The organism is Peribacillus sp. B-H-3, from assembly GCF_048572925.1.
Lineage (GTDB): Bacteria > Bacillota > Bacilli > Bacillales > DSM-1321 > Peribacillus.
Genome location: NZ_CP183879.1, coordinates 4303422 through 4317136 on the forward strand (window position 1 = coordinate 4303422; position 13715 = coordinate 4317136).

Annotated in this window: 13 protein-coding genes and 2 pseudogenes; 5 read left to right on the forward strand and 10 right to left on the reverse strand. The window is 42.9% G+C overall.

What is annotated here, in order from left to right:
* Positions 1-40 precede the first annotated feature (40 nt).
* From ACN6MY_RS21400 to ACN6MY_RS21430, 7 genes are all read right to left on the reverse strand, one after another.
* Positions 41-877: an SDR family oxidoreductase gene (locus ACN6MY_RS21400; protein WP_419881975.1), complete on the reverse strand. Its 837-nt coding sequence runs from the start codon at positions 875-877 to the stop codon at positions 41-43.
* A complete protein-coding gene (gene uxuA / locus ACN6MY_RS21405; protein ID WP_419881976.1) occupies positions 874-1950 on the reverse strand; it encodes a mannonate dehydratase in 1077 nt (358 codons plus the stop codon). Before uxuA ends, ACN6MY_RS21400 begins: the two co-directional genes overlap by 4 nt.
* Positions 1947-2588 carry a bifunctional 2-keto-4-hydroxyglutarate aldolase/2-keto-3-deoxy-6-phosphogluconate aldolase gene (locus ACN6MY_RS21410; protein ID WP_419881977.1) on the reverse strand — a complete coding sequence of 214 codons (642 nt, stop codon included), beginning with the start codon at positions 2586-2588 and terminating at the stop codon, positions 1947-1949. Before ACN6MY_RS21410 ends, uxuA begins: the two co-directional genes overlap by 4 nt.
* 14 nt (positions 2589-2602) lie before the next feature.
* Positions 2603-3622, reverse strand: coding sequence for a zinc-binding alcohol dehydrogenase family protein (locus ACN6MY_RS21415; protein ID WP_419884243.1), 1020 nt, complete (start codon positions 3620-3622; stop codon positions 2603-2605).
* 8 nt (positions 3623-3630) lie between these two features.
* Positions 3631-4641, reverse strand: coding sequence for an ureidoglycolate dehydrogenase (gene allD / locus ACN6MY_RS21420; RefSeq protein WP_419881978.1), 1011 nt, complete (start codon positions 4639-4641; stop codon positions 3631-3633).
* 150 nt (positions 4642-4791) lie between these two features.
* The gene (locus ACN6MY_RS21425; protein WP_419881979.1) at positions 4792-5748 is read right to left on the reverse strand and encodes a sugar kinase; all 957 of its coding nucleotides are present in this window, start codon (positions 5746-5748) and stop codon (positions 4792-4794) included.
* Between the two features lie 398 nt (positions 5749-6146).
* Positions 6147-6212, reverse strand: coding sequence for a hypothetical protein (locus ACN6MY_RS21430; protein WP_419884244.1), 66 nt, complete (start codon positions 6210-6212; stop codon positions 6147-6149).
* Positions 6213-6296: 84 nt separating this feature from the next.
* On the opposite strand from ACN6MY_RS21430, the pseudogene ACN6MY_RS21435 reads away from it, so the two are divergent.
* Positions 6297-6514, forward strand: a pseudogene (locus tag ACN6MY_RS21435) (insertion element protein); the annotation flags it as partial.
* Between the two features lie 13 nt (positions 6515-6527).
* The gene (locus ACN6MY_RS21440; protein ID WP_419881980.1) at positions 6528-6983 is read left to right on the forward strand and encodes an ASCH domain-containing protein; all 456 of its coding nucleotides are present in this window, start codon (positions 6528-6530) and stop codon (positions 6981-6983) included.
* 543 nt (positions 6984-7526) lie between these two features.
* On the opposite strand, the pseudogene ACN6MY_RS21445 reads toward ACN6MY_RS21440, so the two are convergent.
* From ACN6MY_RS21445 to ACN6MY_RS21455, 3 genes and pseudogenes are all read right to left on the reverse strand, one after another.
* Positions 7527-7627: pseudogene (locus tag ACN6MY_RS21445) on the reverse strand (thymidylate synthase); the annotation flags it as partial.
* Positions 7628-7697: 70 nt separating this feature from the next.
* A complete protein-coding gene (locus tag ACN6MY_RS21450) occupies positions 7698-8006 on the reverse strand; it encodes a hypothetical protein (protein WP_419881981.1) in 309 nt (102 codons plus the stop codon).
* Positions 8007-8194: 188 nt separating this feature from the next.
* Complete coding sequence (locus ACN6MY_RS21455; protein ID WP_419881982.1) at positions 8195-9871, reverse strand: sigma 54-interacting transcriptional regulator; 1677 nt, start codon at positions 9869-9871, stop codon at positions 8195-8197.
* A gap of 197 nt (positions 9872-10068) precedes the next feature.
* On the opposite strand from ACN6MY_RS21455, the gene ACN6MY_RS21460 reads away from it, so the two are divergent.
* Genes ACN6MY_RS21460 through ACN6MY_RS21470 form a run of 3 tightly spaced genes read left to right on the forward strand, consistent with a single transcriptional unit; the run spans position 10069 to position 13573 of the window.
* Positions 10069-11496: an aldehyde dehydrogenase family protein gene (locus tag ACN6MY_RS21460; RefSeq protein ID WP_419881983.1), complete on the forward strand. Its 1428-nt coding sequence runs from the start codon at positions 10069-10071 to the stop codon at positions 11494-11496.
* A gap of 10 nt (positions 11497-11506) precedes the next feature.
* Positions 11507-12355: an AhlS family quorum-quenching N-acyl homoserine lactonase gene (gene ahlS, locus ACN6MY_RS21465; protein WP_419881984.1), complete on the forward strand. Its 849-nt coding sequence runs from the start codon at positions 11507-11509 to the stop codon at positions 12353-12355.
* A 12-nt stretch (positions 12356-12367) separates the two neighbouring features.
* Complete coding sequence (locus tag ACN6MY_RS21470) at positions 12368-13573, forward strand: iron-containing alcohol dehydrogenase (protein ID WP_419881985.1); 1206 nt, start codon at positions 12368-12370, stop codon at positions 13571-13573.
* Positions 13574-13715 lie beyond the last annotated feature (142 nt).

Here is a 13715-nt window from a genome sequence, read left to right on the forward strand (position 1 = left end):
GACTTTTTTTGTCGTATCACTATATAAAACCCAGATGGACTTATACACCGGAGTAAGCCATAAATCCACCATCAACTGGGACCGTTACCCCCGTTACAAATCCTGAATAACTTTCGTCTGCCAGCCAAAGCATGGTTCCCAGCAGATCTTCAGGTTTCCCAAAACGCTTCATCGGCGTTCCGTTCATGATTTTAGCTGATCTGGCGGTGTAACTTCCGTCTTCCTTCAGCAGCAGGGCCCTGTTCTGAGTGGTCAAAAAGAAACCCGGTGCAATGGCATTCACTCTCAGTCCGGCTTCCGCAAAATGTACGGCCATCCACATAGTAAAGTTATTTATGGATGCCTTTGCCGCACTATATGCGGGAACCTTCGTCATGGGAGCAAAGGAGCTCATGGAAGAAATGTTTAAAATAACCGGAGCCGGAGCTTGCAGTAACGATGGTCCAAACACCTGGCTCGCCAGGAAAGACCCTGTGAAATTCGTGGTAAAAACTTGGGAGAATCCAATTTCATCTAGCTTAAAAAAAGAGGTGCCCGTAGTATTCTCTTCGTATGTTTCCGAATCGGTAATCGCATCCGGATGGTTGCCGCCAGCTCCATTTATCAGGATATCCACTCGGCCAAAATTGTCCAGGATTACCTTTTTGGCGTTTTCCAGCGTGCTCCTATCCAGGACGTCCGCAGCGATAGAAAGGGCCGTACCGCCGAATTTCGATATGGTATCCACTACCTCCTGTCCCTTTTCAGCCGTCCTGTTTAAAACCGCTACCTTTGCCCCGTGGCGAGCAAGCTCACGGGCCATTTGCGAGCATAAAACTCCGCTTCCACCTGTGATGACTACAACTCTTCCGTTTAGGTTCTCATGAATCGGTATCATTTGGCACCAACACCTTTTTCGGCTTCATAGGCATCCCATAATCCAAGCAGATACATAATGCCAAGCGCGCGGTCATAGAGTCCGTATCCTGGCCTGCACTTTTCTCCCCAAATATGACGCCCGTGATCCGGCCGGACGTAGCCTTCATAGTTTTGTTTATTCAATTCCTCTACCACACCCTGGATGTTAATCGATCCTTCCTGAGTATAATGGGAGGTTTCTATGAAATCTCCATTCTCATAGATTTTAACATTTCGTATATGCGAGAAAGGAGAACGAGTGGCGTACTTTTTTGCGATTTCTACCATATTGTTTTCAGGATTTGCCCCCATGGATCCGGTACACAGAGTAAACCCGTTTGAAGGTGAATCAGATATAGAAATAAGCTTTTCATAGCTGTCCGGTCCCGTGATGATCCTTGGCAATCCAAAGATGGACCAAGGTGGATCATCCGGATGAATGGCCATTTTTATTCCAGCAGCTTCGGCTACTGGCAAGATCTCACGAAGGAAAATCTCCAGGTTTTCCCACAGCCGTTTTTCGTCTACTTGTTTATAAGCCTCAAAAAGGGTTGAAATGTTAGCCATTTTTTCTGGTTCCCACCCAGGAAGCGTTAAATCCGAAGCTTCCGTTACCGTACGAATCAATTCTTCTGGTTCTAGGTCGGCTACTTTTCCTTTTTCATAGAACAAAGCGGTAGATCCATCTTCTAATGGGTGAAACATATCGGTCCGTGTCCAGTCGAAAATTGGCATGAAATTATAACAAATAACCTTCACTCCAAACTCTGATAAATTTCGAATGGTCTGATTATAATTCTCGATATATGTCATGCGGTCCTCATCGCCTAGTTTGATAGACTCGTGAACATTGACGCTTTCCACCACATCAGCATGAAAGCCATGAGATGTTATATAATCAATTTCTGCCTTTATCTCTTCTTTTTCCCACACTTCCCCGACTGGCTTATGATGAAGGCCCCATACAATTCCTTTGACTCCGGGAATTTGTTTGATGTTTTCCAAAGTGACCGTGTCATTATCGCGGCCATACCACCTAAATGTAACATTCATCGTATACCTCCGCTGACTTGCATAACTATGTCGGTATATTGTCTGCAAAGTTCGATTACTGCCTGATAACCGCCATTACGATAGGCTTTGTTTAAGTCGCTCCCAATCCCTACTGCTACTGCTCCTGCTTTCAGCCACTCATTTATATTTTCTAAATTAATGCCACCGGTTGGCATGATCCGTGCATTCGGCACCGGCCCGTTGACCGAGCGGATAAATGACGGAGGGAATTCACTGGCTGGAAATAGTTTTAATACCTCACATCCGTGTTCAAGGGCCGTTACCATTTCCCGGACCGTCATGCAGCCTGGGAGATAAGGTATTCCATACCGGTTGCATAATACGGCAACATCCGGATTGAAATACGGGCTCACAATGAATTTCGCTCCTGCTAACATGGCATGTCGAGCAGTTTCCGCATCTAAGACAGAGCCTGCACCCAATAGGGCATCCGTCGTTCTTAATTTCTGAAACACTTCTCCGATATTCGGAGTTGTATAGGTAAGCTCGATTGCGGAGATCCCGCCTTCAACAGCTGCCTTCGAGAGCTGAACCGCTTCCTCCGGATCTTCGCCGCGTATAACAGCCACCACTTTCCTTTCTGTTAGTTGTGAAATAATGGAATGCTTTGGAATCATGCTTGTACCTCCCTTTAGTCAAATACGATAATCGCTTTTCTAACCAGGTCTGGACGTTCTTCAACGTATGTAAATGCTTCTTTTATTTGTTCAAAAGAGAACGAGTGTGTAACGAGGCCATCATGGCGCAGCTTTCCTTCATTCAACAAATCGATTACTTTGGGAAATTGAAACGTTTGCAATCTTGACCCCATTATGGTCACTTCTTTTTTCGTTATGGGAAGCTGCGGGATGGACGATGCTCGTTCATCGAACCCAAGAACCACCACTCTGCCTGCCACAGAAACGACTTCTATCGATAATTCAAAGGTCTGCGGGTGACAAACTGCATCTATGACCACATTGGCCCCTTCGCCCTCTGTCCAATCCCGAACCCTTTTCTGCACATCTTCCTCTGCCGCATGAACGGTCACATCCGCCCCATTTAACCTGGCAAATTCTAGTCGTTCTTCATTCAGATCTGTGATCATGACAAAAGCACCCTGGAGTTTCGCCAATTTTAAGATGCATATGCCAATAGGTCCAGCTCCTTGAATGAGGACGGTGTCTCCTGCTTCTACTTCGCCTCTCGATACCGCCTGGGCACCGATCGTGTAAGGCTCCGCCATCACAATTTCATCCCACTGAATCTCAGGATTCACAGGATGCAGCTGCTTTTCAGGAAGTACAAACCATTCCCTCATTCCGCCTTCTTCATGTACACCGAACACGGAAAGTGAAGCGCATACATTCGGTCTGCCTTTTCGGCAGGCATAACAAGTGCCGCAATAACGGATGGGCTCCACCACCACGTGATCCCCGACTCTTAAGCGGCTCACATCCGTTCCAACGGCCACTACTTCTCCGGCTACTTCATGACCCACGACACGAGGCAGTGTAGCAAGGGGATTCGTCCCATGGTAAATATGCATATCAGAGCCACAAATCCCCACTCGCTTTACTTTCACGAGCACGTCCGATGGATTTTTCAGTTCAGGCTTGTCTACTTCAATGATTTTGATTTGATGCGGTTTTTGTACCTGAATGGCTTTCATCATTCCACCTACTTTGTTAGAAATTCATAGACACTTTCTGCAATCTCTATGCCGCGTTCTTTGTTTCTTTCCTCATGCAGCTGTTCGATCTCTCCTGGTACATAAACCCTGTCGAAACCTGGAGCTGGTGGAACCTCGTGCAGCTCATCCAACATCCTATCCATTTGTTCCAGAAATTCGTCAATGTCAGTGAAAAACGAAGGATTGATCACACAGAAGTAGTGTCCCAGCTTACGCTTTTTATCAAGATCTCCATACATTTTGGAGATGTGGGGACCAAAAGCCGCTCCAGCTAATAGACCGGAAAAGATATCGACTATTACGGAAAGACCGTAACCTTTCGGCCCGCCGAATGTGGATAGGGAGACTACCTTATTTGGGTCCGTTACAGTTGCCCCGTTTTCATCGACACCCCAGCCTGCTGGGATTTCTTTCCCTTCTTCACGCGCCTGCAGGATTTTCCCTAGTGCTACGTTTGAAGTGGCCATATCCAGGATAAAGGGTCTTTTCGTTTTTGCTGGGACGCCGTAAGCAATGGGATTTGTCCCTAGAAAAGAGGTTTTCCCCCCAAAAGGTACGACGATTTTATCGGTATGGGTCATGGCCATGCCGATCAGGTTGGCTTCTGCCGCTTTTTGTACAAAATAACTTAATGCTCCGCAATGGCTGCTGTTAACGGCTGTTACCATTCCAACGCCGTTTTCTCTTGCCATTTCTATTGCGTGGCTGATGGCAACGTCCCCGATTACATGTCCAAATCCGTCATCTCCGTCGACGATCCCGGTTACCGGCCCTGTTGCTTTAAAGGTTATGTGGGCATTGGGATTGATTCCACCCGCATTGAGGCGGCTTACATAATGTTCTGTACGGAGCACACCGTGAGAATTTACATTTCTTAGGTCTGCATGGACAAGTACCTCAGCTACTTTCTCCGCGTGCTCGGAAATGAGGCCCGCCTCCTGTAGTTTCTTGCTTGCTAAATGTTTTGCTTCGTCTGCTTGTATCACTTTCGTTGACATTTTGTTTTCCTCCTGTTCTAAATATGTATGGTTACTTCGCATTTCTTCATTGTATTACCCATCCAAACTATCAATTATGGCTGCATCCAGCAAAAGGGGATGATGCCTGCTCTCTCTGAAACGACTTGGTTTACAGTTCTCCATCCTCCCTTATCTTTCAATGACCTTTTCATTGTTGGTAATATTCAGGACTTCATCCAGATACGGCAGTCCCTCATTATCACCCAATACGGTCGTCACAATGGCACCCACTGCATTGGCAAACCGAAGTCTTTCCCGATAAGCTTCCCCCTTCAGGAAACTATAGATATATCCCGCATCAAAGCCATCCCCTGCCCCTACTGTATCAACAGGATCGACCGGGAAAGCCTTCTCCTGGTACCACGTTCCGCCAGTAAACAGCTTAGAACCATTTGCTCCATCTTTAATTACAAGCTGGTCAATATGGTATTTATCGGCAAATACTGTTAAGGATGATTCAGTATCACTGCCAAGAATTAATTCAATCTCCTCAAGCCCTGTCAACAAGATATCAACCGAAGGCAAAATGTCGAAATACGCTTCCCTCGCTTCTTCAATGGTCCAAAGCTTCAAACGGATATTCGGATCAAAGGAGACAGGAATTTCCTTTTCTTTGGCAATGTCAATGAGTCGTTTTGCAATGCCGAGATTCTTGGGATTGATAGCTAAGAAAACCCCAGTGATATGCAGAATCTGAATGCCATCGAATAGTCTATCGGTGATGTCCTCCGGCTGCAAGGCTAGTATTGGAGACTGGTGGCGGTAATAGAAGGTTTTGCCGGAACCGTCTTCACGAATTTCTTTAAAATTCACTGAAGTTGGATATCCGTCCACAAAGGTTACATCTTCCATATCCACTCCTTCACCCCGGGCGAAATTGTAGATAACACGCCCGAATTCATCATTTCCTAAGCGGCTGATCCACTTAGAGCGTAAACCGAGACGGGCACAGCCAATCGCAAAGTTCAGTTCAGCACCCCCGACTTTTCTATCAAAGTTCGTGACAAAGCGCAAGGGCCCTGTTTCTGAGGGATTAAGCGTTATCATTGCATCCCCAAGAGTCAATACTCCTACATTTGACGCCACATTTGTTCCTCCTTTTTCAGATTTTACAAAACTAGTACTATATGAATATGTTAAATTAATGACTAAACCGGTTTTCTAAAACGGTTTAGTATGAGTATAATTGAAAGCCTTTTCAATTTGCAAGGAAAAATTTTCTCATTTTTAAAAATGTAATAACTTTCAAAAAACTATACACAAAAAATTTTCAACATTAACTAATGCACGCGTTATTCAAACAACCAGCTTTCTTGTTACCTCGTTAGCCGAGCAACAATCTTTTATTAGGACTCCAGATTTTTTATAGCAGTACTCCCAAAATATAGAACAATCCCCTAAAAGATAGTCTTTGTGCTAGGAGATACTTAAACGTCTAAAAAAAGTGTCGTGGTTATAAATAAAAAAACACGCTCTTAGCGTGTTCAGGAATTCTTGTCATTATTTTTGAAGTCCAGAATAGCGAATACAAACAACCCAAAGCTCAGCATCAGAGATATAACCAACTCTCACAATATTCTTAGTTGCTAAGTGACAAAGTAATAGGTAGTTTAGTTTAGCCGACAAAGATGATCGCAAGGGGTGAAGGAAAAAGTTACATTTACGCTAACTTTAACCCAAAGTATGCTCAATATGCTTTGACCATTTTGAGAACTCACTTTAACTTTTGCTTACCTTTTAAAACTGCCGGTGGTAAGAAACTAACGCCTGATCAAAGGCTGAACATTACCGAGAAGGTTTTTGATTTGAATGTATAATTTATTTTAGGTGGTTTGCCTATCAATTTTTTTAGGGAGAGAAAAAATATGAATGAAGCATCGCAAATATATTGGGATGAATTTTGGAAGTCTCAAGGTCAAGAAAAACCAAAAAGAGTAAGTGCTTGGCAATTCGGAGCTAATCCAGACCATTTGGCTCAATTAGTAATAGATGGTGTAAAATCAGCCACTTGTTCAGGACTAATTTTTTATGAAATTGAAAACGAGCCACTACCTTCCGTTGAAGATTACAGCATTATCTTAAATAGTAAAGATGAACCTTTAGCGATTATTAAAACAGTAGATGTGAACATAATACCAATGAATGAGGTTCCAGAGGAATTTGCTATTGCAGAAGGTGAAGGAGATAGAACTTATCAATATTGGAAAGAAGCCCACGAAAAATTCTTCTCTAAAGAATTAAGTGATTTAGGGCTTGGATATTCGGAAGACATGATGTTGGTCTGTGAGCGTTTCGAATTAGTAAATGTAAAAAATAAGTGAAAAAAAGCTAGTGTGCTTAAGTTGTTGCTATTTTGACATCAAGTTAACTGTTACTTAGTATGTGAATTTGGTGTCCATTTATAAATTTCTACTCCGAAACTGAACTACTTAGGTAAGTAATTCCATTACTTTTCTATTGCCAATTTAGTTTCTAGACTCTTGTAGTAACATAAAAAAAGCCTCCAAAACGGAGGACATCAAAATGATCTATATAGATAAATAGCGGTACTCATTATTTTAAACACGATTCTTTACTCACATCAAGAAAATAGTATCAAGTTCTGATTGTTCAGATGTGTTGTCTTCACGAAATTGTGCTGTCTAAAATTTATGCTGCAATGGAGAAAATCGTTATAAATCACTTGATTCATAACGAAGCCCGTAGTTCCCTCTTAATCCGTTGTGGCATTCGAAACCCACAATTCCTTATCCGGACTCTTTCGAAATCAGACACTTTGACCTAAAAAGTCTCTTTTCTCATAAACCGGTTGTCATCACCCTTCTATCTCAAGGAGGCAGTGACATTATTTCCCCTGGACGTCATTGACGGTCATAAACAAGCCATAGTTCTCCATTTTCGTCTGCCCATTCATTCCAAATTCGAATTCTATTTTCTGAAGATATTTATTTGTATCTCCTTTTAAAAGTCAAAGGAGCCCATGTTTTTTTGTAGAAAATAGGAAGTGAATAAAAAAGTAATAATGGCTGCTCCTATTAATTATCTTTTTCTATTACATGACGACAGTATGAACAATATGGATCCTCTAAAGCTGAATACATTTCACACCAAGGAATATCTTCAGCACATCGTTCACATTTTTCCACGTAATTAGAAGGGTATAGACCATGTCTCATAAAGATTTCAAATTGTTCAAGTGATAGACTTTCAACACTAGAAGCAACGATTTTTATAGCTATTCCTAATACTGCATCCCCATCAAGACGCTTCCCTTGGAACAATTCTCTAACATAATCCCGAAAATCAGGTTCTTTAACTCTAACTCTCACTCTATCCAGTTGCATAAATCTCCCCCTTGGAATTAGCATTAATGGGCCCAATTATAGGCCATAGTATCTCTAATGAACAAGAACTATAGGGTTCAAAACAGAGCAAATGGGAGAAAACAGAGTTTGACCTTTACGAAAAAAGTCAAAAAAAAGATTATTTCAGTTGGTCCGGACAGTCCCTCTCATTCTATGTACCATATATCTCATTCCCATTTTTTCAGCTTTTTGACGATGGTAGAGTGATCAACTCCGAGGTATTCCGCTGCTTTTCGTATGGATCCGTGTTTTTGCAAGGCATCAAGGATGATTCTTTTTTCGTATTGTTCCACTCGCAGCTTTAGGTTTGGAGATGTTTCAGGTAATGCAATTTTATGAAAATGCGGTGGCAGGTCTTCAGGTTCTATTTTAAAAGAAGGAACCGACACCACCATACTTTCTGCCAAATTCCTTAATTCTCTTACATTCCCTGGCCAATGATAGCTTTGCAGAATGGATTTCGTCTCATTGGATAATAATTTATGAATATTATAGAGCCGGCAAAAATAAGAAAAGAAGTGGTCTATCAGGATTTCGATATCCTCTGGGCGTTCTTTCAAGGGCGGTATGTTTAACTCAACTACTTGGAGACGATAAAACAAATCTTCACGGAATCGCCCCTGCTCCACCATTTCTTTTAAATTCCGGTTGGTTGCAGAAATAATCCTGATATTTAATTGTTTTACTTTGCTGCTTCCGACCCGCTGGATTTGTTTTTCCTGGAGAATTCTTAGCATCTTTACCTGGAGGGATAACGGCAATTCACCAACCTCATCCAGCAGGACGGTACCTTGGTCGGCCAACTCCAGCAATCCGATTTTCCCTTCATGTCTTGCCCCAGTAAAGGCACCTTTTTCATACCCAAATAACTCTGATTCTAAAAGCTGTTCAGGAATGGCACCGCAGTTTACCTTTATGAATGGCTTGTCCCTCCGGTTGCTTTCATGATGGATTAAATTTGCAATTACCTCTTTCCCGGTACCGGAAGGACCAGTCAGGAGAATACTGGTGGGAAATGATGCCACCTGTCTGACCTTGTTAATTATTTCTTTCATTTGCCCACTTTTAAAAATCACTTTTTCATCCGTTCCATCCATTGAATACGAATAGCGATTATTGCTAATTTCCGAAAAGGTTTTTGCTTTCATTAATTCTTTGTTCATTTCATTCAGCTGGGTAATATCACGAACACTTGTTACTACCATTTGAATATCTCCGACTTCATCAAACACCGGGCTCCCGGTTACAATGACTTCTTTTCTGCCTCCAATATTCTGAAGGATTGAAACCTGCTTTTTTTTCTCTAAAACGAGCAGTGAGACTGATTGGTCAAAATAGCCCTGTTCCATCAAATTGGCCATATGATTCCCAATCAGTTCCTCTCTCTTAAACCCTGTAATGTGTTCATAAGCTGAATTCACTAATAATGTTTCTCCCTCTTTATTCACAACATAGATTCCATCCATGGAGAACTCTATTATTCTCTCCATATTTTTTAGAATTGAATGATAATGTTCCATCTGGGAAATATCCTGTATCACACTCACAACACCAATTAATTGACCATCCTGGTACATAGGTGTTCGATTTACCATGCAAAGCAAACCGTTGATATTCATTTTGACGCCAATCGTGCTCTCTCCACTTTCAAGTACGCTTTGTACCTCTGTATTGGGTACAAATTGGTGAATTTCTTTCCCGGCATATTCTTCTTCCTCGATTTTAAGCAACTTTTGGGCAGCTGAATTCATCAGTAAAACCTTCGTATTCCTGTCGACAACAATGATTCCATTCCTCATAGATGAAAAAATAATATCTGGATCAATCGTCATTTGCTGGCTCATCCGTTTACCACCTTCCACTTAAGTGAAATACATCACCACCCGGTGAATATCATCACCATCATTTCTAAACATCTTGGTCTTTTATTGGTGAAATCTATCACCATTAGCATACTACGGTTACCTGAATCTTGCGAATATAAAGGCATTTACCGACTTGGCACGAATCTTGCAATAAATAGTCATAAAGGAGGTTTAGTATGAAAAAGACAGGTCTTCTCATTAATGGAAAGTCTGAAACCAAAGATCGTACCTACGAACTGCTGTCACCTTACAGCGGAGAAACTCTTGCACAAATCAGCATGGCTGATGAAGAAGATGTAAGACGGGCGATAGATGGCGCCGAAGCTGCCTATAAGGTAATGAAGGATATGCCAGCACATAAACGCTCCGAAATCCTTTTTAATGTTGCAAAGATTCTTGAGGAACGCAAAGAGGAGATGGCTAAAGTCATCGCAATGGAGGCCGGAAAGCCCATTCGGACCGCACGAGGGGAAATAGCCAGAACCATTGTTACGTATCAATTTGCTGCAGAAGAAGCAAAAAGGATTTATGGCGAAACAATACCAATGGATGCAGCCCCAGGCGGTGAAAATCGGATAGGTTTTACATGGAGAGAGCCTTTAGGTGTCGTCGTGGCAATCAGTCCATTTAACTTTCCGTTTAACCTTGTTGCCCATAAGCTTGGACCTGCATTTGCCGCGGGAAACACTGTAGTACTCAAGCCAGCCGAGCAGACTCCGTTGAGCTCCCTTTTAATTGCAGAAGTTTTTCAACAGGCTGGTCTTCCTGCTGGAGCACTTCAAGTCGTAACAGGAAGCGGCCGTGAACTTAGCGACCCCCTGATCAAAGATAGCAGAGTCCAAAAAGTGACCTTTACGGGCAGCGCCAAGGTAGGAAAGCTGATTAAGGAAAAAGCCGGATTGCGTAAAGTGACACTTGAACTCGGATCAAACTCTGGGTTGATTATTGAACCGGACATTCCACTTGAAAAAATCATAAAGAGATGTGTAGAGGGAGCCTTTTCCTTCGCTGGCCAGGTTTGCATATCCTTGCAACGTGTTTACGTACATAAAGATATTTACGATGAATTTTGTAAGCGTTTTATTGAAGAATCAAAGAATCTGAAGATTGGAGATCCACTTGAAGATACGACTGATATCAGTGCCATGATCAGCAGAGGTGAAGTCGACAGGATTGAAGCCTGGGTTAAAGAAGCAGTTGAACAAGGCGCCGAGGTGGGACTGGGAGGAACAAGAGAAGGAGCTATTTTTCCTCCAACTGTCCTTACAAAAGTGACAAATGATATGGCAGTATCCTGCCAGGAAACATTTGCCCCCGTGGTATCGATTGTCCCGTACAATAACCTCGACGAAGCAATTGATATGGTGAATGATTCAGTTTACGGCCTGAATGTCGGCATTTACACACAAAACATTTCCCATGCCTTTCATGCTGCAAGAAACCTGCATTCAGGCGGAGTGATAATTAATGATACCCCGACATTCCGGCTTGATCACATGCCATATGGCGGTGTTAAAGAGAGCGGATATGGACGTGAAGGGATAAAATACGCAGTTGAAGAGATGACCGAACTAAAATTCGTAATGGTTAAAACCGTGCTATAGGAGGATACACATGACAAATATTATTAAACCTAATCCCAAGCTGTTTGTAATGGATAATGGCAGAATGAGAATGGACAAGAATTGGATGATTGCCATGCATAATCCAGCGACAAGTGATGTCCCGAATGTACCGGCCGAATTTGTTGAATTCCCAGTATACACTGTATTAATCGATCATCCCGAAGGGAAAATCCTCTTCGATACAGCATGCAATCCAAACTCTATGGGGCCAGATGGCCGCTGGGGGGATGCTACCCAGAAAATGTTCCCGATTGCCATGAGCGAAGAATGCTACCTTCACCACCGTCTCGAACAATTACATGTTCGGCCTGAAGAAATAAAATATGTAGTCGCGTCACATCTTCATCTTGATCATGCTGGATGCCTGGAAATGTTCACAAATGCAACGATTATCGTACATGAGGACGAGTTGAACGGAACCCTTCAGAGTTACGCCCGAAACCAAAAGGAAGGAGCATATATCTGGGCTGACATTGATGCATGGATTAAAAACAACCTTCAGTGGCGCACGGTCAAGCGCCAGGAGGACAATCTGGAACTTGCATCTGGAATCAAAATCCTGAACTTCGGCAGCGGCCATGCCTGGGGAATGCTCGGACTTCATGTGGATATGCCTGAAACAGGTGGAATCATTTTGGCTTCAGATGCCATCTATACAGCCGAAAGCTTTGGCCCACCCGTCAAGCCGCCTGGAATCATCTATGATTCACTTGGTTATAACAATGCCGTGGAAAAAATCCGTAGAATTGCAAATGAAACAAATTCACAGGTCTGGTTCGGGCATGATGCTAACCAATTTAAAACATTCCGCAAATCCAACGAAGGCTACTATGAGTAAGGAGGATGGCAAATGAGTATTTCTAAATTAGTTTTCCCACCATTAAGTTATACAGGCTGGGGCTCACTGGAGAACCTTGTTCCTGAAGTAGAAAAATACCAAGCCAAGAAGATTCTTGTTGTGACTGATCCGATGCTTGCGAAAATCGGACTGGTGGATAGAGTAACAATTCCTTTAAAGGAAAGCGGCTATGAAGTGACACTCTATACGGAAGTAGTTCCAGAACCTCCACTTGAAGTAGGAGAAAAACTGGTATCTTTTACAAGAGAAGGCGGTTTTGATATTGTCGTGGGCGTTGGCGGCGGAAGCGCACTTGACCTAGCTAAACTGGCTGCAGTGTTGGCCGAGCATGAAGGATTAGCTGCCGACTATTTAAATCTGAGCGGGAGCAAGAAAGTGCAGAAAAAAGGCTTACCTAAGATTCTCATTCCTACAACAGCGGGAACAGGTTCGGAAGTGACCAATATCTCTGTTCTTTCACTGGAAACTACCAAAGATGTTGTCACTCATGACTATTTGCTAGCCGATGTCGCGATTGTCGATCCCGAATTGACCTTGTCTGTCCCTCCACGGGTAACAGCCGCTACTGGCATAGACGCCCTGACACATGCCGTGGAAGCATACGTATCAGTGAATGCTAGCCCTATTTCTGATGGGCTGGCTCTTCAGGCAATTCGATTGATTGCACGGTCTCTTCGCAAAGCATTCGAAGATGGAAGCGACAAACAGGCACGCATTGACATGAGCAACGGAAGCTATATTGCCGGTCTTGCCTTTTTTAATGCAGGCGTTGCCGGTGTGCATGCACTTGCATACCCTCTTGGCGGCCAATTCCATATAGCGCACGGCGAATCAAACGCGGTCCTTTTGCCTTACGTAATGGGCTACATCCGGAACAGCTGCCAAACAAGGATGGCTGACATCCTAAATGCATTAGGAGGCAACTCAAGCTTCCTATCAGATGAAGAAGCCTCCTATAAGTGTGTGGAAGAGCTGGAACGTCTGGTAAAAGACGTAGGCATTCCAGCAGCACTATCAGAGTTTAATATACCTGAATCAGCTCTCGAAAACCTGACACAGGATGGAGTTAAACAAAAAAGATTGCTTGCTAGAAGTCCGCTCCCATTAGAGGAAAAGGATATTAGGGAGATTTATAGAGCGGCTTTTAAAGGCAAGGTGACTGAACCTAAGACAGGAACAGTGCATACAATAAATTAATACTAAAAAGGGATCATTTCATTTTATAAAGTTCTTAGGGTCTATCAAACTAAAAGGTAATTTGAAAAAATCACTCAAAAATATGTTTAGTGGTTAAATGGAGATTTAGTCAAAGGAAAGCAGGGTCTGGATACACAGACTC